Source organism: Arthrobacter sp. AL05, from assembly GCF_029960715.1.
Taxonomy (GTDB): domain Bacteria; phylum Actinomycetota; class Actinomycetes; order Actinomycetales; family Micrococcaceae; genus Arthrobacter.
Map to the genome: position 1 here is coordinate 22,525 of NZ_JASBRC010000017.1, position 24,258 is coordinate 46,782.

The 24,258-nt window shown below is 65.0% G+C and carries 19 protein-coding genes and 1 pseudogene; 8 read left to right on the forward strand and 12 right to left on the reverse strand.

What is annotated here, in order from left to right:
• Positions 1 to 22: 22 nt before the first annotated feature.
• Together QK287_RS16330 and QK287_RS16335 are read right to left on the reverse strand one after the other, a co-directional pair.
• Positions 23 to 8,155 carry a SpvB/TcaC N-terminal domain-containing protein gene (locus QK287_RS16330; RefSeq protein ID WP_282360793.1) on the reverse strand — a complete coding sequence of 2,711 codons (8,133 nt, stop codon included), beginning with the start codon at positions 8,153 to 8,155 and terminating at the stop codon, positions 23 to 25.
• Between the two features lie 132 nt (positions 8,156 to 8,287).
• On the reverse strand, positions 8,288 to 8,641 hold the full coding sequence (locus tag QK287_RS16335) for a hypothetical protein (protein ID WP_282360794.1): 354 nt from the start codon (positions 8,639 to 8,641) through the stop codon (positions 8,288 to 8,290).
• Between the two features lie 444 nt (positions 8,642 to 9,085).
• On the opposite strand from QK287_RS16335, the gene QK287_RS16340 reads away from it, so the two are divergent.
• Positions 9,086 to 10,090: a trypsin-like peptidase domain-containing protein gene (locus QK287_RS16340; protein ID WP_282360795.1), complete on the forward strand. Its 1,005-nt coding sequence runs from the start codon at positions 9,086 to 9,088 to the stop codon at positions 10,088 to 10,090.
• Positions 10,091 to 10,279: 189 nt separating this feature from the next.
• Here the strand turns inward: QK287_RS16340 and QK287_RS16345 are convergent, their stop codons facing one another.
• Together QK287_RS16345 and QK287_RS16350 are read right to left on the reverse strand one after the other, a co-directional pair.
• Positions 10,280 to 11,101: an MBL fold metallo-hydrolase gene (locus tag QK287_RS16345; RefSeq protein ID WP_282360796.1), complete on the reverse strand. Its 822-nt coding sequence runs from the start codon at positions 11,099 to 11,101 to the stop codon at positions 10,280 to 10,282.
• An 82-nt stretch (positions 11,102 to 11,183) separates the two neighbouring features.
• On the reverse strand, positions 11,184 to 12,146 hold the full coding sequence (locus QK287_RS16350) for an IS481 family transposase (protein WP_282360797.1): 963 nt from the start codon (positions 12,144 to 12,146) through the stop codon (positions 11,184 to 11,186).
• A 279-nt stretch (positions 12,147 to 12,425) separates the two neighbouring features.
• Between QK287_RS16350 and QK287_RS16355 the strand changes: the two genes are divergently transcribed.
• A complete protein-coding gene (locus tag QK287_RS16355; RefSeq protein WP_226775747.1) occupies positions 12,426 to 13,190 on the forward strand; it encodes a type 1 glutamine amidotransferase domain-containing protein in 765 nt (254 codons plus the stop codon).
• A 141-nt stretch (positions 13,191 to 13,331) separates the two neighbouring features.
• Positions 13,332 to 14,387 (forward strand): DNA polymerase IV, encoded by a 1,056-nt coding sequence (locus QK287_RS16360; protein ID WP_226775748.1) that lies wholly within the window; start codon positions 13,332 to 13,334, stop codon positions 14,385 to 14,387.
• A 34-nt stretch (positions 14,388 to 14,421) separates the two neighbouring features.
• On the opposite strand, the gene QK287_RS16365 is transcribed toward QK287_RS16360, so the two are convergent.
• Together QK287_RS16365 and QK287_RS16370 are read right to left on the reverse strand one after the other, a co-directional pair.
• On the reverse strand, positions 14,422 to 15,213 hold the full coding sequence (locus QK287_RS16365) for an alpha/beta hydrolase (protein WP_226775746.1): 792 nt from the start codon (positions 15,211 to 15,213) through the stop codon (positions 14,422 to 14,424).
• Positions 15,214 to 15,270: 57 nt separating this feature from the next.
• A complete protein-coding gene (locus tag QK287_RS16370; protein WP_282360799.1) occupies positions 15,271 to 16,059 on the reverse strand; it encodes an isocitrate lyase/phosphoenolpyruvate mutase family protein in 789 nt (262 codons plus the stop codon).
• 137 nt (positions 16,060 to 16,196) lie between these two features.
• Here QK287_RS16370 and QK287_RS16375 point away from each other — a divergent pair, with 137 nt between their 5' ends.
• The gene (locus QK287_RS16375) at positions 16,197 to 16,661 is read left to right on the forward strand and encodes a phage tail protein (RefSeq protein ID WP_253032922.1); all 465 of its coding nucleotides are present in this window, start codon (positions 16,197 to 16,199) and stop codon (positions 16,659 to 16,661) included.
• Between the two features lie 88 nt (positions 16,662 to 16,749).
• Here the strand turns inward: QK287_RS16375 and QK287_RS16380 are convergent, their stop codons facing one another.
• Positions 16,750 to 17,034 carry a DUF1905 domain-containing protein gene (locus QK287_RS16380; protein WP_226775743.1) on the reverse strand — a complete coding sequence of 95 codons (285 nt, stop codon included), beginning with the start codon at positions 17,032 to 17,034 and terminating at the stop codon, positions 16,750 to 16,752.
• Between the two features lie 73 nt (positions 17,035 to 17,107).
• Positions 17,108 to 17,551 (reverse strand): YdeI/OmpD-associated family protein, encoded by a 444-nt coding sequence (locus tag QK287_RS16385; RefSeq protein ID WP_226775742.1) that lies wholly within the window; start codon positions 17,549 to 17,551, stop codon positions 17,108 to 17,110.
• 706 nt (positions 17,552 to 18,257) lie between these two features.
• Here QK287_RS16385 and QK287_RS16390 point away from each other — a divergent pair.
• Positions 18,258 to 18,608 (forward strand): hypothetical protein, encoded by a 351-nt coding sequence (locus QK287_RS16390; protein ID WP_226775741.1) that lies wholly within the window; start codon positions 18,258 to 18,260, stop codon positions 18,606 to 18,608.
• A 209-nt stretch (positions 18,609 to 18,817) separates the two neighbouring features.
• Here QK287_RS16390 and QK287_RS16395 read toward each other — a convergent pair.
• A pseudogene (locus tag QK287_RS16395) lies at positions 18,818 to 19,076 on the reverse strand (pyridoxal 5'-phosphate synthase lyase subunit PdxS); the annotation flags it as partial.
• A gap of 68 nt (positions 19,077 to 19,144) precedes the next feature.
• Positions 19,145 to 19,540 (reverse strand): HsmA family protein, encoded by a 396-nt coding sequence (locus QK287_RS16400; RefSeq protein ID WP_282360801.1) that lies wholly within the window; start codon positions 19,538 to 19,540, stop codon positions 19,145 to 19,147.
• A 65-nt stretch (positions 19,541 to 19,605) separates the two neighbouring features.
• Between QK287_RS16400 and QK287_RS16405 the strand changes: the two genes are divergently transcribed.
• Positions 19,606 to 20,058, forward strand: coding sequence for a hypothetical protein (locus QK287_RS16405; protein ID WP_226775739.1), 453 nt, complete (start codon positions 19,606 to 19,608; stop codon positions 20,056 to 20,058).
• A 143-nt stretch (positions 20,059 to 20,201) separates the two neighbouring features.
• Positions 20,202 to 20,762: a TM2 domain-containing protein gene (locus tag QK287_RS16410; RefSeq protein ID WP_282360802.1), complete on the forward strand. Its 561-nt coding sequence runs from the start codon at positions 20,202 to 20,204 to the stop codon at positions 20,760 to 20,762.
• Positions 20,763 to 21,104: 342 nt separating this feature from the next.
• On the opposite strand, the gene QK287_RS16415 is transcribed toward QK287_RS16410, so the two are convergent.
• Entirely contained in the window at positions 21,105 to 21,632 is a 528-nt protein-coding gene (locus QK287_RS16415; protein WP_226775737.1) for a DUF427 domain-containing protein, read from the reverse strand.
• A 219-nt stretch (positions 21,633 to 21,851) separates the two neighbouring features.
• Between QK287_RS16415 and QK287_RS16420 the strand changes: the two genes are divergently transcribed.
• On the forward strand, positions 21,852 to 22,232 hold the full coding sequence (locus QK287_RS16420) for a bleomycin resistance protein (protein ID WP_226775736.1): 381 nt from the start codon (positions 21,852 to 21,854) through the stop codon (positions 22,230 to 22,232).
• Between the two features lie 109 nt (positions 22,233 to 22,341).
• On the opposite strand, the gene QK287_RS16425 is transcribed toward QK287_RS16420, so the two are convergent.
• A complete protein-coding gene (locus QK287_RS16425) occupies positions 22,342 to 24,123 on the reverse strand; it encodes a molybdopterin-dependent oxidoreductase (protein WP_282360803.1) in 1,782 nt (593 codons plus the stop codon).
• Positions 24,124 to 24,258 lie beyond the last annotated feature (135 nt).

Here is a 24,258-nt window from a genome sequence, read left to right on the forward strand (position 1 = left end):
TCCTCCTAAGGGTGGAAAATGCTCATGGCGCGGCTGCAGGGGCTGGGGCCGGTGCGGTTCCGGGTGGATCTCGTAGGGGTTCCAGGGCGTAGTCCCACAACTTGTAGAGGCCGTAGCCGCCACCGGCATAGGTCCCGTAGTTGAAGACCGCCGAGACGGCTTTGTTGTTGTAGAGCCACGTGTTGAACCAGCCTTTGATGGGCACCACGTTCCAGCCAGCGTCGCCGAGGCCTTGCATGATCCGGTTCATTCGTGTGCCGTAGCGGAAGAAGGGCGGTTTCTTCCCGACGGTGCGGTACCAGCGCTGTTTGATGATCATGTGCTCCATGGACCAGCCGGAGCCCTTCGCGATGCTCCAGCGCTTCCGGAAGTCCTTCCACATCCCGAAGCTGCGCCGGTCCTCCCAGAAGAACCGCCCCAGGCGGCGCAGCAGCGGGGTGCGTTGTCCCGGAGCCGCGCGCCGGAACAGTCCCAGCAGCGCCGTCCCCATACCGCGAAGCCCGCGGCTCACCACACCCTTTAGCGAGGTCATCCCCGCCTTGAGCGCATTCTTGAGGCCCACCATGGCGGCCTTGAACTCGCCAAGTGTCAAGACTGTAAGCACAATGTCGACCACAGTCAGGGCCAGGAAGGCTACCTGTGCGCCCCAGCCGGACAGGAACCCCATGCCGCCGGGAATGCCGCCGGAGACGCCATCGGCGCTGCCGCTGAACTCGAGATGCCAGTAACCGGCGATCTTGGTGATCTTGTCCAGCGTGGTGGGTTCTTGATTGCTGCCTGCAGGGCCGCTGCCCGAGGTTCCCGTCCCGGTGCCCGTATCCGCGGGCTCGCTGTCCCCGGTCTTGGTGCCCGCGCCCGTCCCGCCGCCCGGACCGGACTTTTCCGTGCCGTGCTTAGTGGGGTCCTTCGAGGGGCCGTCCCCCTGGCCGGTGGCACCGCCGTCGGCCGTTCCATCTGCCGACCCGGTGGGGCTGCCGCCTTCGGCCGGGGTGGTGCCATCGCCCGTGGTGTTGCCATCGAGTTTTCCGTCAACGCTGCCGGTGGGGCTGCCATTGACGTTTCCGCCCACCTGGCCGCCAGGAGCGCCGCCTTCGGTGCCGCCGTCCACGCCACCCTGCGCGCCGCCGGGGCTGGTGCCCTTGCCGCCCGTGCCCGATCCGCCTGCCTTGCCGCCGCCGGTGCCCGGCGTGGTGCCACCGCCGGTGCCGCCCGGCTCGGTGGGGGTCTTGCCGTTGCCCGGTCCGGTGTCCGTCCCCGGCCCGGTGCCTGGGCCGTTGCCATTGCCCGGACCCGCGCTGGGGCCGGTGGCCGCCTCGCCCATACCGCCGCCGCCGGGACCCGTGCCCTTGGTGCCGGAACCGCTGCCGGTGCTACCGGGCGCGCCGGGTTGGGTGGCCGTGCCCGAGCCGCCGTCCTTGCTGCTGTTCGAACCGTCGGCACTGTGCGCATTCCCGGTGGCCTGATCCCCGGTTGGCGCCGTCTGGGCACTCGTGGCGCCACCGCCGTTGCCGGCACCAGTGGCGGGCGGGGCCGGCGTCGTGGGCGGATCTCCCGCCGGCGCGTCAGAAGCTGGCACGGCTGGTTCGTCCAGTTTGAGCTCGTCAAACATCTTTTCGATGTCGTAGAGGGCCCCGGCCTTTTCCACGTTGCCGCCGTTTTCGGCGATCATTTGCTGCAACCGCGGCGTGTAGTTCTCCTGCCGGACAATCATCCAGTTGTTGCCGCTGCGCTTGACTTCCAGGGCCCGGATGCCCAGCTCCCTGCCGCGGCCATTGTTGAAATGGCGCATGGCTTGGGCGCCGGTGTAATTGGCGGGCACGCTGTCCAGTCGGCTCATGGTGCCGGTGGCCTGCAAGCCGTTCGGATCCACCAGGTTCACCGGGTTGTTCTGGACGAACTCGTAGAGGTTCAAGGATGCGGCATTGCCCAGCGGGTCCGGGCTGAGCCAGCCGCCAATCCAGGACGCGTAGTACCGGTAGCCGAAGTAGTAGAGGCCGGTAGCGTCGTCGCGCTCCTTGCCCGTGTAGCGCCGGTCCCGCAGTTTAGTGCGGCGCAGCGCGGCCCCTGCGATGAAGCAGGAGCCGCCGTAGCTGAAGTGTTCCTCGTAGCTGAGGACCACGCCGTTGGAGTCCAGTTCCATGGCCGTGGATCCCAGGTCATCGGGGATGAGGAAGCGGACTTCGGCGGTGCCCACGGTGTCCGTTTCGGCGGCGCTGGTATCGGCACTCCAACGGTAGACGGTGGCCAGGCAGCGATCGTCGTCCTCAATCAGCGCCACGGTGCGTTGGATTGCGGTGATGCCGGCGCGGGTATGGAGGAACAGTTCGCAGCCTTCGAGGTAGATTTTCTCGGTGCGTTCCAGCCCACCTGCCGTGAGCCGTTCAGTGACTTTCCGGACGCGGCGGCCTTCGGCGTCGTAGGCGTAATGTTCGACGTCGTTCGGTTGGCCTTGGGCGCTCCGGTCAATGATGGTGGCGGAGCGGAGGCGGTTGCGGTGGTCCCAGACGATCGCGGCCAGGTGCGGCAGCGAGTTCGTGTTTCCGGCGGCGTCGAACCGCCCTTCCGGTGCGGCGATGGGAACGCCGTTCGTGTCCAGGGCCGGGAGACGCCGGTTGGAGGTGGCCGAAACCCAGATGTCCTGTGTCCACGACCGGGTGGTCCCAGTGTGCTTGATCTGGTCCAGGTTGCCGGCGACGTCGTAGTGGAAGCGCTGCGTGAAGCGCTCCACCGCAGCGCCGTTGGCCAGGCTGAGGTGCCGGGTGCCCTGTACCACGCCTGCCGCGCCGGACCAGGCGTCGGTGGGCAGCAGAGCCTGGTGCACGCGGCCGGTGGCCTCCACCACCTGGTAGTAGGGGTCGTAGCGGTACTCTCGGGCCGGCGTCACCGTGAGCCCCTGCAGGACCGGGGTGGGGTGCGCCGGTTCCTGGGCGTGATCCAGCAGCCAGGTGATGTTGCCTGCCGGGTCCCGGACCACCTCCACGTCCCGCAGTGTCTGCGCGGCGGCGCCAGCGGAGGCAGTTGTGGAGCGGGTGAGCTGTCCGGTGGCGCGGTCGTAGCCGTTGATCGTGGTGACGCCGTTGCCCAGCTCGACGCGTTCCTGCTGGCCGCGGGCGTTGGCGCTGCTGCCCGCCAAGATGGACCGGTTGCTGAGCTGACCGTCAGAAGTGGAGACGGTGATGGTGTCCATCCCGCCGGCGCGGCGGTACTCGAACATGCGGGTGGTGCCGTCCGGGGAGGTTCGCCGCAACGGCCTGCTGAAGGCGTCATAGGCGGAGACGGCGGTGTAGGTGGTGGCGTCCAGGGCCTCGCCGCCGGGAGCGGCCCAGTCAGGTTCGCGGTCCACCACTGTTCGCAGCCGATGCGAAACCTCCAGCGGGTTGCCGTCCGGGGTGAAGCGCAGGGCCTCATGCCGCCCGGCCGAGTCCTCGTGGACCACCAACAGCCCGCGCGCGTTGCGGGCCACGGCCGCCGGCACCGCAGGATCCTCGCCGTAGGTGAGCCGTTCCACCATGTGGTTCAGGCCGTTGCCGGACACGCGGATTTCCGTGGGCCGGCCCGCGGCGTCGTAACTGGATTGGATCCGGTACGCCCGCGGATCCCAGCGCTGCACCTCCCGGTCCAGCGCGTCGAGGAAGAAAACCGTCTCGCCAGCGTCCACGCTGCGTTGGCGCAGCAGCCGGCCAGCCATGTCCAGGTCCACCTGGGTGATCATCACCCCGCGGGCATCCACGACGGCGGTGACGTTGCCGTCGTCGTCCAACGTCCGGCGGCAGCGGCGTTCCTCGGCCGCGGCACCGCGGCGCACCTCCAGGACGGTGCGGCCCATCGGGTCCACGTGCACGGTGGTGGGAGTGCCAGCGTGGGCTCTCGCGCGCTCGAGCGCGCGGCGTTCGGGATCGCCGGCGGGCAGGGCTTGGCGTTGCAGTTCATAGTCCGAGCCGGTCACGGTGTCATTGGGGTCCGCGGAGGTGGTGGACCAGGCGTCGGTGGTGACTTGCGTGCGGGTGCCGTTGGGCAGACTGACTCCAATTTCCCGGCCCAGCGCATCGTAGCGGTGGCGCACGGCGGTTCCGAACGACTGCAATTCGGGATCCGGCTCGTAGCGGGGCGTGGTGGTGTGGAAGGGCTCGAACTCGAGGACAGCCTGCTGCTTGGAATCGAACACCACGTGCCCGGATGCCCGCCAGCGTTGGGCGGCGGGGGCCTCCACCGGCACCCCCTGGGCATCCACGTCGATACTGCCGTCCGGGCGGCGGACCACCGCGGGGCCCGCGTCCACGCGCTGCTTACCTTGGATGGGCCGGCCGAACCCGTCGAAGTACTGCACGGCCACCTGCAACTCGCCGTTTTGGGCCGGGCCGCCCGCGCCGTCGTCCACCAGCGACTCGCGCGCCACGTCAACGCTGCAGATCGGCTCACCCCGGTCCCGGAAAGCGGCGAGGTCGCAGAAGGCAAAGGTGCTGGCCTGTTCGACGGCGCCAGCCGGGTTGGCGAGGGCCGCCGTCACGGTGCCGGGGAGCCCGCCCGGGTGGGCACTCAACGGCCGGGCCCCGTGTGCCTGGGAGGTGCCGCCGTCGTCCAATGCCGTGCCGTGCCCGGACGTGAGAACGGTGAACCCGAAGGCGTCATAGCGCGCCTCGAAGGTGGCCTGGTTGGCGTCGGTGATCCGCCACGGGGCCATGACCTGGTAGTCGAGGTCCGCGGTGGTGGTGTTGCCCACCTCGTCCGTGAAGCTGAGCCGTGACAGCGCGGCCGGGTCCCACACCCACGCGGTTTGTGCGCCGTCGGCTTCCAGGGAGCCTTCCGGCAGGCTGAAACGGGCGGCGGGGAGCAGTGCGGCCACGGGTCCGCGGGCCCACCAGTAGCCATCCGCCGCTACATAGTGGGCGGCGGTGAGTGCCGCGGCGTTGACCCGGGCAGCATAGATGCGGGCCACCTCGGAGGCCGCGAAGCAGGCGTGCTCCTCGTGGTGGACCAAGCCCTCAGCCCCCGGATCGCCGAGCGGCCGGGTGCCGGTTCGGGCGGCGTCGCGGTACAGCGTGCGGTCCCAGGACACGCGGCGCAGCTCCGTGCCGGCGGTGAAGGCCGCGCCGTTCTCAAGCGGGGCGGCCAGCGCGGCGGTGGCTGCGGCGCGCGCTGCGGTGAAGCTGAGCGTGCCGGCGTCGCCTAATCCTCTGCCCTCGAATGCTTCCTCCTCGACGGGGATCGCCAGCAAATAGCTATCCTCGGTGTCCACGTGCGTGACCCGGCGGCGGGTGACCTGGGAGATGGGCACACCCTGGCTGGGATCGGCCGCAGGCTGGCCGGGGCGGCGCGGGCAGCCCAGGTCCAAGGTGAGCAGTTCGCAGCCCACCACGTCCCGGGCCAGGACCACGCGCTGCTCCACCCGGGGATCTGCGGGTTGCTCCTCGTAGCTGGCTTCGAGGGTCTCTCGTTCGCGCACGGTATAGGCGGCAGGGCGCCCGCCCAGCGCGGGCTGGAGTTGGTGCACGGCGTAGCCGGTGGTGGAGACGCTGAGGGGGTGCGGGTTGCGTTGGCCGGTGCGGTTGACGGCGAACAGTTCGTCCCGCAGCGGCCAACCGGCCAGGGCGCGGTGGGCGTCGGGGTCTTCGGTGGGCGCGTCAGGGCCGCTGGGCGGGGTGGGCGCGTCCGGGTCTGCGGCCCAGCAGCGGGTGCGGAGCCGGGCGTCGACGTCGGGGTCCCCAGAGGCGTGCCAGAGCCGGTGGCAGGAGGCAGCGCCGAGGTCGTCAGGGGGCAGCTCATCGGGGCGGAGGGGCCGGATTTCGGCCACGCCGGGGGCGCCCCAGCCGGGCCGGTGGAAGGAGCCGGAATCATGGATGTCCACGTGCAGGAAGCCGCGGAAGACGCGCTCGACGGAGTCGAAGTAGCCGCAGTGGTATTCGTAGCGTGCCACGGAGCGGGTGTTGGCTATGTGGTCAATGAGGAAAACACGGTCCACCACGGTCACGTGCTGGGGGAGCCGGGTCAGCCAGGGTTCGTCCCCGGCTTCGTCGCGGCGGTAGTGCACGGCGGAGGAAGAATATTCGACGACGGTCTCCGCACCGGCGTCGCTGGCGACGGACACGAGGCGGCGGGGTGGGCCGTCCGCCATCAACCGGACGTAGCGCAGGGGAGCGGAGCTGTCTCCGGCGAGGACGGAGGACCAGACAATGCTGAGGGTGCCGTCGCCCAGGAGGTCCAGGACCTGGGCGCTGCAGAGGTCATCCGCAGCGGGCAGGCCGAGGACCTGGCCGCCGGAGACAAAGCCGTTGCCGGCGGCGTTCCGCCACCACAGCAGGTAGTCCACGCCCACGTAGACCAGGTCCGCGGTGCCGGTGGAGTCCAGGTCCGCAAACCGGATCCGACGGGTGTCCAGTGTGGTGCCGTCCGGGAGGCTGGGCGGGTTGAGCATACTGATGGGGTTGCCTAAATCGCCGCCGGGCAGTCCGGGCCAGTATTCGATCCGGCCTTCCTGGACCTGGACCAAGTCCAGGAGGCCGTCGCCGGTCATGTCCGCCATAAAAACGCCCACCTCCGGACGCTCGGCAAGGAGCGGGACGGAGGTCGCTGCGTGCTGGGGGAGATTGGTGGGGGCGCCGTAACCGATCTTGCCCAGGGCGGGAAAGCACAGGGAACTTTCGCCCAAGGCGAGGATCGTCTCCGGCAGCCCGTCGCCGTCGACGTCGACCCAGTCCTGCCGGCCGGGCCCGGCGAAGACAGGGACCTGGCCAAAGGGCTGGAAGGCATGCCAGCTGCGTTCGTCCCTGTTGTATTCGCTGAAGCCGGCGTGGCGGCCGTCCAGGACGGCCACGTTGAAGTTGCCGTCGCGGTCGAAGTCCGCCAGCAACGACCCGGCGGTGCGGTCCGAGGGGGTTTCGGCGAGCCGTTCTTGCGGGCCGAAGATACCGCCGCCCAAGTTTGGTTTGTAGTACCAGGCGCCGTCCGCCACGGTGAGGACACCGGGCAGGCCCTCGCCGCGGACGTCCGCGAATCGGTAGTCGGAGCCGTGTAGGCCCTGGGGTAGGTTTTCGAGACTGGCGGAGTCCAGGGTGCGGAGCCGCTGTTCCACCACGCTGTCGCTATAGCGGAAGGTAACGCCGGGGAGGGATTGGACGGTGACGGTGGCATCATGCCGGAAGCCTTGGACTTCGATCCGGTGCAGGAATGTCCCGGTGGGTGCCTGGTCGTGGATGAGGTTGACGGCGCGGGTGAGGACGGGGGCGGGGCCCAATGCGGCGAAGCGGTGGAACACGAGGATGCGGCGGCACAGCCGGTAGGTGCGGACTTCGAAGCCGGGGCGGCGGCTGGAATAGGGATCTTGCCGGACCAGCCAGTCTTGGTCTGGTGCCGGAGTGGCAGCCTGGCCGGGGGCGTGGTCGCCGTAGTCGAGGACCACCTCCAGATGCCAGTTGGCGGCAGCACCGTCGTCGTTCGCGTCCAGCGGATCCTGGTTGAGGTACCGGACGCGCTTGAGGAGGCGTTGGGCGTGACCCGCGGGGTTGAGGCGCGGGAATTCGGCGGGGGAGCTCCAGTCCACGGCGGCGCCGTCCTCGGCCGCGTAGTCATAGCGGATGGCGTTGCCGAAGCGGTCGTACTGCGCCTCGAGGAGCCACTCGTAGATCCGGGACGGACGTTCGGGGTCCCGGATCCGGCCGGATCCATCAGTGCGGCGGCCGAAAATGGCCACGCTGCCGTCTGGTCGTCGCACCCGCCAGTGCACGTCGCCATCCGCCGTCGCGGTCCATTGTTCCACCCGGGCGAAGGTGGACTCGTGCCGGCTGCGGAAACGGCGGACGTGGTGGGCGGGGGCATCCCATTCCAGGGCCGTCTGCCCGCTCGGACCTGATGTGAGGGCGGGCACAAGCTCTTCCCCGGCGAGGGAATAGCGGTCCGTGGCGTCATAGCGGGGCACATCACGCCGGTCAAAGACGCTCACCGAGGCCATTCCGCCGAGCGCCCAGCCGAACCCGAACGGCGAGTTCCCCGCTGCGTCCTGGTAGTTGAATGCCAAACCGGGGCCGAAGCCCAGGCGCCCGGACGGCAACGGCAGCGGGTAGGAGTACGACGCGGAGCCGGTGGAGGCATCCACGGCCACATCGAAGGGCGGCAGCAGGTCCGCCACCTCAACCAGGGCCGGGGTAATGGGGCCGTTCACGGCCGGTCATTCACCCCGACGGGACGGTGTAAAAGCATAACCTCATACAGCACGGGTGCCCCCAATTTCTCGAGGTGAGAGTCATATGCCCTTGGTCTAGCACTTGGAAGTGGTTTCGTCGAGGGGAAAACTTTAGCGACAGGTCAGGGCGGGCCCTGAGGCGGCGGGTATCAGCCGTATGTCCCTAGAAATGGGCTGACTGTTCCGCAGGAAGATGAGCCTGGCCGCTATTCCTGGCGACGGAAGATGCCAGGCCGCTGCCGGGTCAAAGAAGTCGACGACCGAGGGCTCCTGGGTCGTATCGACCTGCAGGACGAGGGCGCGTTTACCCGTGTGCCGCTCATGGTCGGCGATCTTTTCGGCAGCGTCCCGGTCCCGAACGTGGGTGATGACGCCGTCGTGTTCCTCCGTCGCCAGCCGGCGACTGATTGCAGCGCCGATTCCGCGGCGCCACCGGTGACCACCGCTCGAAAACCGCCAATCCATTGGCTTTCCTGATCGACGCTGACAATTGGCCACCCGCCGCAGGGTTGCCGGACAAGGAAGCGCATGCACCCGAACCCGCCGGTGCGAGCCGAAACGATCGCAATAATTGAATGGCTGAACCATGGGATATCACCGCCGTGAGGACTAGCTTGAAGGCAGCCGCTTTCCGCGGCTGCCTGCTGAGCGTCAGGAAAAAATTCAATGGCGAATGAGAAGCTTCCAACCCGCCCATACCTCCGGACCGCAATTGGTGCGTCCGTGCTTGGACTCCTGCTCGCAGGGTGCAGTGGCCCAATGGCACCGCCGCCTACGAGCGACCCGCAGAAGGCACCGGACACGGCAGGGCAACAGCAGCCACCGGTTTCCCCGCCCATTTCCACTCCACCGCCGATATCCAAGGGGCCCACTCCGTCAGCGTCACCTGCCCTTAAGACTTGGCCGGAAATGGTGGCCGAGGTTCAGTCCGGGGTGGGGCAACTCAGTGTCACCCGCTGTGACGGCAGCCCAACAGGCACCGGATTCCTGGTGGCGCCGGATTTGGTGGTGACGGCGGCGCACGTGGTTGACCGGGCTTCAGCCATTACGGTCTCCTTCGACGGAACTGCCGTCCGGGGTGTGGTCCTGGGCTTCAACAAATTGGCAGACCTGGCCTTGGTCCGGACAGATACCGCTGTCAGCGGGCACCAGTTCACCTTCCAGACGACGGAACCGCTCCTGGGCACCGATGTGGCCGCTTTAGGCTATCCGGACGGAAAAACTCTCACACTTACCCGAGGAGTCGTGAGCGGTCTGGATCGGGACATTGACTTCGGAATCGGTTTCATTGGCGACATGATTCAAACGGACGCAGCCATCAACCCGGGCAATAGCGGGGGTCCCCTTATGGGACAGGACGGACTGGTTTCAGGGGTAGTAAGCGCATACCGGGCCCGTGCCCAATCAACTGCCTATGCCGTCACCGCATCGCGGGTGGCAAAAGCAGTGGAGGAGTGGCGGGCCCGGGGCGTGCCACTGGCGCCGGTTGATTGCGGCGGGGCGCCTGCGCCGGATTCAGGGATCGTTTCCATGAAAGTCAGTTCCAACCATGATCAGGCGAACAACGTTGGCCAGGCCTTGCTGCTGCACGGCCAAGGCATCAACCGAGGCGCCTACGCTGCGGCCTTCAAGCAGTTCACCCCGGAGCTTGGAGCGAGTTTCGGAGGCGAAGCCGAGTGGAGCCACGGCCTTGGGTCGTCCTACTGGACCAAACTTGATGTCGTAAATGTGACAGGGACGGGCAATTCGCTGGAGGCCAGCGTCCTCCTGCAGACCCGCCAGGATGCCAGTCACGGGGTGGCGGGTCAGACCTGTTCCGATTGGCGGATCGCCTACACCATGGTGTGGGACGGAGCAGCCTGGCGCATAGCCGGGACAGCTCTGCCGCACGGCGACCCAAAGGCCTGCACCTGAACTCTGCCGGTGGGCGGTCCGAATCACCGAACCGGGTGCCCCGGCCGCTGGGACTTGAGTTGCCGTGAGCAACAAACTGCAGACTGCCCCCGACCCTGGACACCGATCACAGGGCCGACGTCGGGCGGGGTGAAATCAACGCTTCTTGTGCAGCTGCGGAAATCGGTGGGGTCGCCCGCTGGGCGGCCGCTATTGTGGCGTCTCGTTCTTTGCCCTGTGGGCGAGCCGCCCTAGTTGCCATCGGTGCACGTCGGGCAGCCAATCCAACGGGGCCGACGGTCCGACCCGGGGATCCTCGGAAAACCCGCCGTCCCGCAGAGCCTCTACGTACACGCGATCCTGTTTTATTCGAGCTCGAAGCTGCTCAGCCCCGCAACCCGAGCCGTGACCGGGGATCACGGCAGCAACTTCGTCGGCCACACCCTCAAACAGCAGGAGCGCGGCGAGGTAGTCCTCGACCGGATTCACAGCCTCAAGATCGAGAAACGGCATCAGGATGTCGGAAAGCATGTCGCCGGCGACGAGGACGCCGTGCTCCTCGATCAGCAGCGCCGCATGGCCTGGCGCATGGGCCTGGTGCTCGATGATCCGGACTTTCGGTCCATCCCAGGGAATCTGCGCTGCTCCGGCGGGCAGACCGGTCATAAGACCGAGCAGATCCATCGGGATCTCCCCGGCGAGCTCCGGCGGTAGCGCCCCGGCCACGCGGGCCTTCCAGTCCGAGTGCGACAGCAGGTCTTGGATGGACGCCGCGCAGCGGCCCGTACCGTAACGGGGCACGTCGCCGAACATCGCGTGCCAGAGCACGTGGTCCCAATGCGGATGCGTCGAGAACCCCGCCACGACTTGCTGGCCCAACCCTCGAAGGTCGTTTGCTAGGTCGGCCATTTCCTCGCTCGTGATACCGGGATCGATGAGCAACACACCTGTCAGGCCCTGCACCGCAACGGAGTTACTTTGGATGAACTTGCTCTTATGGACGTAAACGCCCTTAGCCACTTGCTTCAGCATCAAACGCCTTCCGCTTGTGGTTTGCGACCGCTTGCCGCGACGGTACTACCTGGCGGTAAGAGTTTTCAAGCACTAGTTGTACTCAGCCAGCAGGTTGGTTACATCTGCTGATGGGTGCTCGTCCTCCGAGGGCTGCGTGGTTTCGGCGGTGGTTGTAGAAGTCTAGCCAGCCGGTGAGGGCTTGTGCGCGGTGGTCACTGGAGTCGTAGGCGTTCTTGTAGGCCCAGCCTTCCTGCAGGGTCCAGTTGAACCGTTCGGCTTTGCCGTTCTGCCACGGGCTGCGGGGTTTTGTGCGCCGGTGCTTGGCGCCGAGGTCCTCCATGACTTTGGAGAAGGCCGCGGACCGGATGTAGGCCAGGGCGTTGTCCGTCATGACCTCTTGCACGGGGGCTCCGTTGGCGGCCATGAACGCTGCGGCGTTGGCCAGGAACGCCGCGCAGGTGGGGCCCTTCTCATCGGGCAGGACCTCGACATAGGCCAGGCGGGAGTGGTCATCGACGGCCACGTGGACATAGTCATAGCCCAGTCCGCGGCCTCTGACGGCTTCGGACCGGCCGTGGACCCGCCAGCCTCCGCCGTCCGGGATTTTCCCGAGTTTCTTCACGTCAATGTGCAGTAGTTCTCCGGCGGTGTCGCGTTCGTAGCGGTGGTCGGTTGCCCGGCCGGCGCGGATGCGTTCGCCGCTGATCGGGTCCAGTTCCCATAACCGGGGCAGCCCGGCCCGGGCGATGATCCGGGAGACCGTGCGGGCCGGGACGTTGCAGCGTTCGGCCAGTTCGACCGGGCCCTCGCGGTGCTTTACCCGCGCCTCGAGGACCTCGTCGATTTTCGCCGAGGGGGTGGCATGCGGGCACGAACGCGGGCGGGACGAGCGATCCTCCATACCGTCCGAGCCGTGCTCCAGATATCGCCGGAACCACCGGTGGGCGCAGGCACGGGAAACACCCATTTCCTTCGCCACATGCGCCACGGGACGGCCGCCCAGAACACGCTGGACAAGGATGCTTCTACCGGCAGGAGTCAGACGGGCATTACGGTGGACCATGAAGACCTCTTAGTCGTTTGGTGTGTGTGGTAACCACCAACCTAAGAGGTCTTCACCCTTTCAACATGTAACCAACGTCCTGGCTGAGTACACCTAGTGGCAGAAGGCTGAGCGGCGGTCGGGATGCCCGATCGAGGCAGCGGTCACCGCGTTAGGCGATCGCTGGGCCCTGGCCGTGATCCGTGCGGAATCCGCAGAGTTGCCAGGCAGCCGACTGCCACCTGCGTCGGGCGTGAATTAGGCTTGGCGTAGGCTGGAATTCGACGATAGGAGCATTTTATGAAGAAGATTCTTATGGTACTGACAAGCGTTTCGGAGATCCCCGGTACGGGCGAGAAGACCGGCTACAACGTGGCCGAGGCTGCACATCCCTGGAAGGTCTTCAAGGATTCCGGGCATTTCGTCGACTTCGCGTCCATCCAAGGCGGCCAGCCCCCACGTGACGAGGTGGACTCAGAAGATCCCATCCAGGTTGCCTTCACGGAGGACGAGGCAACGCGCGCCGGTCTCTACAACACCGCCCGAGTCGACGTCGTTGATCCCGAACAGTACGACGCCGTCTACCTCGTGGGCGGCCACGGCACCATGTGGGACTTCCCGGACAGCGAAGGCTTGCAGAACCTCGTCGCCAGCGTCTACAACGCCGGCGGCTTGGTGGGCGCGGTCTGCCACGGACCGGCCGGCCTGCTGAACGTGGAATTGGAGAACGGGCTTCGCCTCGTCGAGGGCCGGAAGGTGGCGGCCTTCACCAACGACGAGGAGGTTGCCGCGGGAAAAGACAAGGTCATCCCGTTCTTTTTGGCCGACCGGCTTGAGGAACAGGGCGCCACCCACGTCTCCGCTGATGTCTTTGAGGAGAAGGTTGTGGTTGACGACCGGCTGGTCACTGGCCAGAATCCGGCTTCAGCCGCCGGCGTGGCCAAGGAGATGGAGAAGCTCTTCGCAGAGGTCATCCACCGGGAAAAAGCCGAGGAACGGCACGAAACGGAGGCTCTGCGTGCCGAGAAGGACGCCGAGAAGGCTGCCGCAGAAGCGGAACACTAAGACCGCGCACTGAAACTGACGGCCGCCCCGGCAACGGGGCGGCCGTCAGTTGTCTTGGGGCGCTCTGCTCACCACCCGATGGGAGCGGGCGCTTGCCAGGGATGTTTAGGGCAGACTGGTGGCGTGAACGGAATCCGGTGGGTGCTGCACGTCGATCTCGACCAGTTCATCGCGGCAGTCGAAGTCCTGCGGCGGCCGGAGCTTGCGGGCAAACCGATCATTGTCGGCGGCCGGGGCGACCCCACGGAACGGGCCGTGGTGTCGACCGCATCCTACGAAGCCAGGGCGTTCGGTGTGGGTTCCGGAATGCCGCTACGCATTGCGGCCCGGAAAGTGCCCGACGCCGTGATCCTGCCCGTCGATCAGGAGGCCTACCTAGCGGCGTCTGAAACGGTGATGGCTACCTTGCGCGGGCAGCCCGGTGCCACCGTGCAGGTGCTGGGTTGGGACGAAGCCTTTGTTGGCATTGAGACTGACAGCCCGGAAGCTTATGCCCGGCACGTGCAGGCCGCTGTCCTGGAACGAACGCTGTTGCATTGCAGCGTGGGCATCGGCGACACCTTGGTCCGCGCCAAGGTCGCCACCGGTTTCGGCAAGCCGGCCGGCGTCTTCCGTCTCACTGCCGGGAACTGGCTCGACGTTATGGGCAGCCGGCCCACCAAGGACCTGTGGGGCGTCGGAACCAAAGTGTCGGGCAGGCTGGCGAAACTCGGCTTCAAAACAGTCGCGGAGCTCGCCGCGGCCGACCCCCAGGACCTGGTCCCGGAGTTCGGCCCCAGGATGGGTCCCTGGTACGCGGAGCTCGGACGCGGGGACGGCGCCGGCGTTGTGGACGCCACCCCGTGGGTTGCCCGCGGTCATAGCCGGGAAACAACCTTCCAGCGGGATCTGACCGAGCCCGCCCAGGTGGACGCCGCCGTGCGGGAGCTGACAGCGCGCGTGCTTGAGGATGTTGGGGCGGAAGGACGGCCCGTGGTGGGGCTGACCCTGAAGGTTAGGTACGCGCCGTTCATCACCAAGACCCATGCGCGGAGGATTCCCGAAACTTCCGACCAGGATGAGATCCTCGCGCGGGCCTTGGACCTCGCAGCCGGAATCGAAGTTGGCCGTCCGGTCCGGCTCCTGGGCCTGCGGGCCGAAATGGCAATGCCCGACGACGCCCGACAGGGACATACGCCCACGCGCGGCGGCTGGTAACGACGCCTTTGCCCTCGTCTTCTGGCGAAGGCGATCACTTTTCGTCCGGCCGGGCCCGGTCAAGCCAATCACCGAGCAACGCGGCGAGGAGCTCGGGCCGTTCGTGCATGAGTGCATGGCCCGCGCCCTCTACTACTGCCAGGCTGGCATGCGGATAGCGCTCGAGCAGATCCATGGCGTCGGTGTAACCAACGATCGCATCGCTCCGTCCGGCCGCGATTAGGGTCGGCCCCGTGAAGGTGCCAGACCCGACGTCGACCGTCCATTCGGCGAAGATACGGCCCAGTCCCTTGGCGTCGACGAGCGTTGTACCCGGCACGACATGGCTGCGGTAACGGCGTGCGGTGGCCGGTGTGCGCACGACGAAGTACTCATCGAACCCCTGCCGTTGCTCAGGTTCGAGTTCGTCGTAGGCGTCATCGTCCTGATAGATCACCCGATGGTCCGGCACATTTTGAGACCGCTCGGCGCCGGGGCATAGCAAGGCCAAAGCGCGCACGATGTCCGGCCGCTGTGCGGCCACTCCGCGCGCAAGATATGCGCCGTAGGAATGCCCCAGCAGCATCACCGGTCCGGCCTCCAGCCGATCAATGAAGTCAGCGAGGAGCGCGACTACATCGTCGTTGCAACCCAGGTCCCCGGTCGTGGAATGACCCATCCCCGGCAGATCCGGGTAGATCCGCTGGAATCCCGGGCCGGGGACGACGGCCTCTATCGCCGCCTCGATCTCGCGGTGATCCACACCGGCGCCATGAAGCGCAATAAGCGGCATGCCGACACCGTGCTCGACGTAATGAATCAGGACATCGTTGATCCGTCGCTCCATGTCAACATCGTATTGATCGATTCGGGGCAGCAACACCACCCATATCCAGGTGGCCTCCTACGGCTCCGTGGGGCGCTGGCTGAATGCTACGAGGCGCGATTGCATCTCCCAGTACGGGGTGGCGACCGGCGCCTGCCGGCCGCCACGAAGGGCCGTGACCACCATCACCGCCGCGTCAACAGCTGCCCGGTACGGTAGGGAGCCGGAGCTTACGCGCCGGACCCCCAGCTCACCCAGCTCGGCAACAGTCAGCGAGGGATGTGCCAGCACGTTGACCGGCAGCCCGATGCCGGCGGTGATGGCCCGGATGTCCTCCGGAACCACAAGTCCGGGCACAAAGATGCCATCCGCCCCGGCATCGGCGTAGGCCGAGGCGCGGAGCAGGACGGCATCCACAGTGGCCTGTTCGCCGAACCAAATGTTGTCCACCCGGGCGTTGACAAACATTTCCGGGCTGCGTCGCTTGACGGCGGCAACCTTCTCGGCAAAGGCTGGGGGATCGACCAGGTGCCCGGCTGTGCTGTCCTCCAGGTTGATCCCGGCCACGCCCAGGGCAGCCAGTCGGGCCACAGTCTCCGCAACCTCGGCAGGATCATCGGAGTAGCCGTCTTCGATGTCCGCCGTGACGTGGACAGGCAGGCGGCACAGCTGCGCCGCCAGTGCGAAGGTTTCCGCCTTGCTGGACCGTCCTCCGTCGGGCAGGCCGGCACTTGCCGCAATACCAAAGCTGGTGGTGCCGACGGCCGGGAATCCTGCTGTCGCAAATGCCAAGGCAGACCCTATGTCCCAGGCATTGGGGAGCAGCAGCGGCGACGCAGTGTTGTGGAGATCCCGAAAAGCCGCCATTTTCATTCCCAACTTCGGCCAACCGCATATGTGAATACCTTTGCAGTCTACAAACATGGCTGGGCGGTGCAAGGGAGGGACGCCACTCGAGACAAGGCCCGTTATCGTTGGTCCAACACATCTAGTCAGGAGGGCGCATGCCATACGTTGTTGACTTCGCGAACGTTTCTACTGTCGGCCTGGAATCGTCTCCGGTCGCCGGGGCGCTCGCTGGGTTACGCGCCAACGAGGGACGCTACTACCGCAACAAATACGACCACGTCTTCACCGTTAGCCCCGCAAGCGAGGTTCCGGAAGTAGTCGATAGGGTGAGCCGCATTCTTAAGGACGAGCGCGACCTCGTCATCGGCTCCCGCCCGCTCGAGGCGACCGCGTTTGAAGTCGGCGGTTTACGGATGGATTACGTTTTCTACGAATCCGGGCTGTCGATCAACGTTATGTACAGCATCGAGGACGGCGGGAAACGGGCGGTTGGATTCAAACTGGCCGAAGGCATGGAGATTCCAGCGGAACTGGAGTCACGTTTCAAGTTCGCCCGCCAGAAGTCAAAACTGGCAGGCGTTATCCGCGGCTCCTACTTTGTGATCAAGGGCAAATACTGATCCGCTTGGCAGCTGATGTTAAGCCTGTTACGCCCGCGTTCGGGGGTGCGTAGAGGCAACCCTCGCCGGGACGTCGTGGAGCTGAGGTTTAGTTCAACCGCTGGGTGAGTCTTACCTCGACGCTATCGCCATCAGCCTTGCCGATGGCTTTGCGCACGGGCGCAGCGACCGGTAACTTGTGTGTGCCATCGCCCAGCGCCATAAACGCTCCGGTAAACGGGTACCCGTCAATGGTGCCGGCTACTTTGACAAGCCCCCTGGTGCCAAAGATCTGAGCCGAATCCGGAAGCTGGACGCAGGTCCACGTGTCTCCCGGACGCACCCTGCCCAGAAGCGCGGTAAAGGTGATGTTCAGCGGTTGCTTAGCGGCCATGGTCGTTGTTCCTTAGTGCGGGTCGAGGAAACTGCGGCCGCACTCTGGGTGAAGGTGCTCCAGGGAACGCCCACTATTTCAGACCGGCCTTGAGATCAGTTACCACCTTGGCGACTCGGCGGGAGCGGGTTTCTGCAGTTTTTGCATTCGCGATTGGCTCCACGTAGCGCCGCTGGCTACTGTAGTTCAGCGTCGCGTAGAAGGCCTTCGCCTCGGGTTCCGTCGCAAGGGCAGCGGCGAGGTCCTCAGGAACATCGATGATTCGCGGCTCGGTGTCCACCTCGACGTCCACCTCCACAGTGTCCCCTGCAGAGACCCCCGTCAGTTCACGGTTGACCGCGCTGACGCCAACCATGTTCTGGCCGCCCATCACTGCGATGCTGCTGCGATAGCTTTTGCCGTTGACTGTCACAACCACCGGGGGCCGCCTCCCGGCACCAAGCGCAACTACGATGTCCTCTGGGACCTCGATGCCGACTTTGTTTCCGCTGCCCAGGATGGTCGTGGTGAATTTCATCCTCACAGTATGCGCCGGAGCCCCCATCAGGTCCACGGCGGTGGAGGGCTGACTGTGTCGACCCTTTGTGGCCACGGTATGACAGCTACTTGCCCCCCCTCGTTCGACCGTGTCATAGCCGCAAAAATTCACCCCGGGTGTGGGCTTTCAGCCGGAAGCGAAGTGGCAGTCACAGAATGACCGGCAGCGGCAGCGGCAGCGGCAACGGGAGGTCAGGCATGGTTCACTTCACGGCCAACATGGCAGTCCTGAGCGGAACAACTACGTCCTTCCACGGGCAATAGCCGGCCCGGTCAAAGGTAAATATTTCTGGCCCAACCTTCGTCCATAACCAGTCAATATTGGCAGGCAACTCGGGGACTGGCATTAAAAATATAAGCGGGTATGGTTGTCGATAGATAGCGTTTAGAAAGGCGTGATTCCATTGTCAGGAAAGTCCCCTAGAAATATCGGTACCAAAAAAGCGGGAAAGTCGATTCTTGAAAAGAGGGCCGACAAAAGAGAAAAAGGCGCAACCAGCCCGAGTCTGTACATAAAGCCTCGCAAAAACCAGCGTTGACGCATCGGTAGAAGACCGCGCAGGTCATACGATCGGCAGCCGCGCGCTGGGCTATAGGACCCCACCAGCGGCTTGCGGTCGCTGTCACGCGACATGCAGGCTCTGTAATTCACCAACGAACAAAGGGTTGCGAAGAAGGGATTTCGAATGCGCTCGCAACGTAACGCCCTGATCATCCCGGCTCGCCTCGGCCAAGCCGTTCGCATGGAAATGATCGACACAACGCCGGCCGCACGCCAAGCCTTGATTGACGGAAATGTTGAAGCGTTCACTTGCGGGGATTGGCATGTCTATTTGAACGACGAAGCAGACTTTATTCCCCTGCCCCAGAACGTCCGGGCCGAAGTGCTGATGCGCGAAGCAGGTTTACATTTCGAGGAGACAGTCAGCGGTACGGCCGTGTTTCTTGGACACGGCGACAAAGGCGACGAAACAGATGCGCCCGCACACTTGCTCCGGTTGGCCGAACACCTGTTTGGCACCGCGTGGGCCGCCTAGCGGCAACGGAATGGTCCATCGCGTGCGTGGTTCGTTCTCTGCTAGTCCGGGACCTGGGCTAACCAGAGGATGTTGGAGTCTTCGGTGGCGTGACCAACCCACCCCACGCAGCCCAACTGACTCGCAGGTGGGGTCGTTTTGAGCCCTCAAAACGACCCCACCTGCGAGTCAGTTGGGCGTTGGTGCAGTTACCAGCCACGGCCAGGCTAGATGACCTGGGTCTCGACGAAGTGGCCGATTCGGACCTTCGCCATGACCCGAATGGACACTGCGGCGATGTTCGCCTCAATCATGTCCGGATCGGACATGCGGGCCGCCCTGGGCCCGGACGTCGGCCGGACTGCGTTCCAGCGCTATGACTGCCACGGCTCCGGCATCCTGGGCAATGAGGACCTGGTCGACGTTAACTACGTCGATGATGACGCCCGCCCATGTCCCGGACGTTTCAACGGATTCGATCCTGGTCATCCACTTGACGCTTTTTGACGCCGACCTCGTTCACATGGAGTCCGCCCCCTTACCGGTCCCGCGCCAGGTCAGCGCAGATTGCTGCCGATGGCTCCGGCCAGATACGGGACGAGCCATATGGCCCAGACGAGGAGGGAAAACTTGTGGAAGCGCTTCTTTTCAGCGTCGCGGTCGCGCAGAAGCACGATGCCCGCCCATGCCAGGTGGACCAGCATAAGCAGCAACGCCGCAGGACCGGTTATGGCCATGATGGTATTGAGTCCTGCACCGATTCCACCTGCACGGGCCGCCCCGGATGCCGCGAGTTGGGTCATCAGGTAGGTTCCGGTGCCGTCGCAGATCAGCCCCAGGCCAAAGAACCCCGCATGCCACCACTTGAGAACGCGCTGGCGATGTTCGGCCCACACACCAACAGAGTAGAAGGCCAGGGCCGCGGTGATGAGAATGATTGCAGCCGTGAGCATGCCCTGAGACTACAGGTCCTGCGCTCACCAATAGGTCGGACGAAACCGGACACGATCGGCTGGGCATGCCCCGCGACGAGGTGGAAGCGCTGCTGGGGAATCTGGACCGGGCCTTGGCTCTGGCGATGTGCTCGGGCTTCGGCATCCGCACCCTGGACACAGGCAACGAGGGATACTGGCCGCTGCGTGACGATGCCGGTTCCGTCTGGTCCCACGACACGGTCGTGATCCTGCAGGGCACGGCCAGGGCCGGCCACGGAGCGAAGCCGCGCAGGTCGCCGCAGCGTGGACGTGGACTCCGACGGTCGATTCACTGTGTACCCGGAACATCCTGCTCCCAGCGCCAACTGACCACCGGCTGTCGATGCGTGCCCGGCGGAGTCGTGGACAGCGAGTCCCATGGTGCCTTCGGGCTCTTGGTGTTGTGCGGGCACGAGAGCCGCTGTGTGAGCCGCAGCGAACGGCAGGCAATTGCGCTTAAATTCAACGGCGAGTCGGTTACGCGGGCCTTTGGCTAGGACATTCAATGTGTCGTGTCGCGCTGACGGATTTGTTCCGTCAGAATGATGACGGCACGTGGATTCTTGGGGGAAGCAGTCTTTGACGGTGCTGCCGCCTGGACTGCCGTGACTGCATCATCACTCCATTGAAAGGCACCACCATGACCCAGCCCAATTTTGACTCCAATGCTGTTCCGCCGGAAGGTTACGGGCCGCCCACTGTACCGCCCTCCCCGGGCCAGCAGTACCCGTCCGGCGCCCAGCCGCAGCCTCCCTACCAGGGTCAGCAGTACCCCTATGCCGGGCAGCCGCAGCCCCAGCCCCAGCCGGGCTATTCGGCCGGCCCGCAGCAGCCATATGCCGGGCAGCCGCAGTACCAGGGCCAGCAGTACCCATATGCGGGGCAGCCGCAGTACCCGGGCCACGCCCCGCAGCCGCAGTACCAGGGACAGCCGCCAATGCCGAACCCCGCGTACGGTTACGCGCAGCCCAAGTCCAAGGTCGTCGCCGGACTCCTGGGCATCTTCCTCGGCGGCTTGGGCATCCACCGCTTCTACCTCGGCTTCACCAAGATCGCGGTCATCCAGCTCGTCCTGACGCTCGTCCTGGGTGTTTTTACCTTTGGCATCGTCGGTCTGTGGGGCGTCGTTGAGGGCATCATGATCATCGCCGGCTCGGCCTACTTCCGCACCGATTCCAACGGTGTCCCGCTCCGCGACTGACCTTCGTGAACCGCATAATCCATCAGCGAACACCAGGGGGACGCCTTGACCCAGATCATCCACGCCAGGGCCGAACAGTTTGAACAGATCAAAGCCGATCGCAGTTCCAAACCACCAGGTTGTGTCCGCGGCGCTGGGATTTTCAGACTCGCATCTATCCGACGTCCACGGCAGTGACGGTCGGACCGGCACGGCGGTCTAAGGTCAGCTGGAAATGGCGGTGTTCTTCGTTTCAGGGGCATCCCGCAGGACCTGCAGCGGCGGGAGTTGCTGTACTGGTTCTACTGTGCCGCCAGAGACGAAGTCACGGACGAGTGTTGCCGGCGGGAAAGGCCGATGTGCTCACCAGCCGGCCGTACCGGGGCCGCCCTTGAACGGACCAACGATCTGCGTGGTGATCCAACCGCCGTAGAAGTCACCGTCCTGGAACGTCACCTGCTCGCCGTTGACCTCGCAGGATTCCATGCGACCGGGGTAGAGCGCTACCCGGGTACTGAGCGCCTCGAAGCCCCGGGCGGGTTCCGGGTAAATCCACCCGGCCCTGGCAGCAGAGACTCCGCCGGCAACGACGTCGAAGTAGTGCGCTTCTCCCTTGAACTCGCAGAAGCTGGTGCCCTCGACCGGGACGAGTACACCGGCCGGGAATGATTCCAATGGCAAGTAGTAGACGGGCGGATGACTGGTCTCCAGGACGCGCACTGAATCGGTGGTGTCGGCAATCACCTCCCCGCCAAGCCGCACGATGACCCGGTCCGGTCGCGGTTCGACCCTTGGCGGCCGCGGGTAGTCCCACACCGATTCTTGACCGGCCCTGGGTTTGATGGGTTGGGGACGCCGGAAGATGCCGGAAAAACCGTGAGCAGGAGTCATGCCCCCATGCTGCCATCTTCCGCTGGGAGGCTACCGTTAAACGCCGGGGGATCTCGATTGGCACAGTTGGCGGCTGGTTCCGGCAGTCATTTAGACTGCAGCGTTTTCAATCACGGCAAAGAGATTAGCTCGAAGCGGCTCACAGTCACGAGTGCAAGCACTAATGCCGAGGCAAAGTTGACAACGTCGAAGAGGTACGTCCTCTGCCATTATTGGTTTATGGTCTCGAATCCCGTCATCGACCGCGCTGTGCCGAATCTTCCGTCCCGAAACTTCGACCGGACTGAAGCCTTTTACGGCGGCTTTGGTTTCCAGCGAGTGTTTCGCGACGAGGGTTGGATGATTCTGGCCCGAGGTGGCTTGCAGCTGGAATTCTTCCCAGCCCCCGACCTTGACCCTCTAGTGAGCAGCTTTATGTGCTGCCTGCGCGTCATCGACGTCGACGAGCTGCACGAGGCAATCCGCCGATTCGGGGTGCCCGACGTCCCTACCGGGATGCCGCGACTGCGCCCTGTCCGTATGCAGGGGTGGGGTCTTCGGGCCGGGTTTCTCGTGGACCCCGACGGCACCCAACTCACCCTCATCGAGCAGCGGGCCTAACGGACATGGCCAGTGGTTTCGGCCGGGCTGCGGCCGCGAATGAAAAAGGTTACGGCGGCGAGTTCCAGTGCGAAAGCAAGATTCCCAGGCTCCGGGGGCGGACGTTGGGCTAGATCGATTGCCGGTAGCCAAAGAATTCGTGGTCGTTGTTGTATCCGCCAAGACCACCGCCGATAGCTGCGAAGGATTCGACGAACTCGATTCCTTCGATCCACTTGACCATTTTGAAGCCAAGCTCGGACTCGTTCCGGAGCCGCACAGGTGCCCCATGGCCAAACGACAAGGGGGCGCCATTCATGTCATAGGCCAGCATGGTCAGGTGGTGGTCCATCTGTTCGATGGCGTGGGCATCGTAATACAGGCCGCCTTCGGGGCCGGGCGCAAAGGAGTAGAAGATTACCCACTTTGCTTCCGCGCTCGGCTTCACCATGTCGAGGATGGTACGCATGGAAACGCCGCCCCATTTGGCGACACCGGACCAGCCTTGGATGCAGAAGTGCTGAGTGATTTGCTCGTGATGCTCCAACGCCCGCAACTGTGCCAGGTCCAGCTCCAACGGGTTCTCAACGAGCCCGTTGACGCGGAGTTTGTAGTTGGTGAAGTGGCCGGCGGACAGTTGTAGGTATTGCTCGGTGTCCGGATAGTTGCCGTTGTGCCAGAAGTATGGGGAGATGTCCTTTTCCGTGTATTGGCCAGGCTTGGCGTCGAGGTGCTCGAACAGGCGTTCCGCCGGTCCGGTCAAAGCGAATCCGACCTTCTGAACAACCCGTGGATGCCTGTAGGTGAATGGGGTGGCTGCCACCCAGGCGGCGATCAGGACGATCATGGCGAGAGCAAAAATCCAGAACCCCGTCCAGGATTCGTTGTTCTGGGCCGCGAACATGTGGTTGAGGTTTTGGAGGACTCCGGTGGTCATTACGAGGGCAATGTGAAGGACGATGAACATCAGGAACCAGCACAGGACCAGGAAATGCAGCGACCGGGCAGCTTGGATGCTGAAAATGGAGCTGATGCGCCGGAACCGGGTGGAGAGTGCCGGCGACATTCCAAGCCCCGAAATAAGGGCGAACGGTGCAGCGATGAAAACCGTGATGAAGTAAGCGATCAGTTGAAGGCTGTTGTAATTGCTCCACCCGCTCTCTGTCGGCCAGTCCAGCGACAAATACTGGATCGTCACGGAGAGCGCGTTGGGGATGACGTCCCAGTGCAGCGGGACCAGGCGCATCCATTGTCCGGTTGTGAAAAGCAGCACGAAGAAGACGGCGCCGTTGGCCAACCAGAGGGTGTTGATGCCCAGATGCCACCATCGGGCCAAGCCGATGGAGTGCCGGCGCCCCGGCAGGCCGACTCCGTCCGGCAGTGTGATCGAATCCTCCTTCGCCGTGTAGAGCGGGTTGGGCGGTACGGGTTTCTGGACCCGGAACCAGTCGCGGCCGGGGGTGGAGTGCCGGGTCCAGTAGAGCCGCGGGTGGTCGGCGATGATTGTGATCCCGGACCGGATGATGAAGATCATCAAGAACATATTCAGGAAATGCTGCCAGCCGACCCACACAGGGAACCCGACGGGCGCACTACCGGGCAATGCCGAGATGCCCGGATAGCGGACGAGAAAATCCTGCACCGACGGGAGCCCCCGGAGGCCCTTGGCGACCGCGACAGCTACCAGCAGCAGCAAGAGACCGATCGGGATCAGCCACAGCAGGTTGAACCATCTGTTTTGACCGATCCGCACCCGGGGAGCCACACCGTATTGGGCGGGCAGGCCACCGGCCCAATCCGCATTAACTGCGGTGTATCTCTGACGGTCGAGCTCCGACCGGAAACTGCGGTCTTTGCCGCCCGCAGCAATATCGGGAGCACGAATGGGAAGATCTTCCGAAGAAGGAGTCATGATCCGAAGCCTAGCTGTTTCTCCCGGGATTCTTGCCGGCCCGGTTGACCGTCAGGCACTTTAGCGATGCTGCCTGCCCGGGTGGGGTTTAGATGCCGCCGCGGCGCAGGAGGGTGCCGTGGGGGGTGTGGTTGT

Bases quoted from the DNA above. Each gene is read 5' to 3' on its own strand.
- QK287_RS16425 (WP_282360803.1), bottom strand. From the start codon at position 24,123: ATGACTCCTTCTTCGGAAGATCTTCCCATTCGTGCTCCCGATATTGCT.
- QK287_RS16405 (WP_226775739.1), top strand. From the start codon at position 19,606: ATGCCCCGCGACGAGGTGGAAGCGCTGCTGGGGAATCTGGACCGGGCC.
- QK287_RS16410 (WP_282360802.1), top strand. From the start codon at position 20,202: ATGACCCAGCCCAATTTTGACTCCAATGCTGTTCCGCCGGAAGGTTAC.
- QK287_RS16355 (WP_226775747.1), top strand. From the start codon at position 12,426: ATGAAGAAGATTCTTATGGTACTGACAAGCGTTTCGGAGATCCCCGGT.
- QK287_RS16380 (WP_226775743.1), bottom strand. From the start codon at position 17,034: ATGGCCGCTAAGCAACCGCTGAACATCACCTTTACCGCGCTTCTGGGC.
- QK287_RS16415 (WP_226775737.1), bottom strand. From the start codon at position 21,632: ATGACTCCTGCTCACGGTTTTTCCGGCATCTTCCGGCGTCCCCAACCC.
- QK287_RS16400 (WP_282360801.1), bottom strand. From the start codon at position 19,540: ATGCTCACGGCTGCAATCATTCTCATCACCGCGGCCCTGGCCTTCTAC.
- QK287_RS16345 (WP_282360796.1), bottom strand. From the start codon at position 11,101: ATGCTGAAGCAAGTGGCTAAGGGCGTTTACGTCCATAAGAGCAAGTTC.
- QK287_RS16385 (WP_226775742.1), bottom strand. From the start codon at position 17,551: ATGAAATTCACCACGACCATCCTGGGCAGCGGAAACAAAGTCGGCATC.
- QK287_RS16335 (WP_282360794.1), bottom strand. From the start codon at position 8,641: ATGGATTGGCGGTTTTCGAGCGGTGGTCACCGGTGGCGCCGCGGAATC.
- QK287_RS16370 (WP_282360799.1), bottom strand. From the start codon at position 16,059: ATGGCGGCTTTTCGGGATCTCCACAACACTGCGTCGCCGCTGCTGCTC.
- QK287_RS16365 (WP_226775746.1), bottom strand. From the start codon at position 15,213: ATGGAGCGACGGATCAACGATGTCCTGATTCATTACGTCGAGCACGGT.
- QK287_RS16420 (WP_226775736.1), top strand. From the start codon at position 21,852: ATGGTCTCGAATCCCGTCATCGACCGCGCTGTGCCGAATCTTCCGTCC.
- QK287_RS16375 (WP_253032922.1), top strand. From the start codon at position 16,197: ATGCCATACGTTGTTGACTTCGCGAACGTTTCTACTGTCGGCCTGGAA.
- QK287_RS16340 (WP_282360795.1), top strand. From the start codon at position 9,086: ATGGTGGCCGAGGTTCAGTCCGGGGTGGGGCAACTCAGTGTCACCCGC.
- QK287_RS16350 (WP_282360797.1), bottom strand. From the start codon at position 12,146: ATGGTCCACCGTAATGCCCGTCTGACTCCTGCCGGTAGAAGCATCCTT.
- QK287_RS16390 (WP_226775741.1), top strand. From the start codon at position 18,258: ATGCGCTCGCAACGTAACGCCCTGATCATCCCGGCTCGCCTCGGCCAA.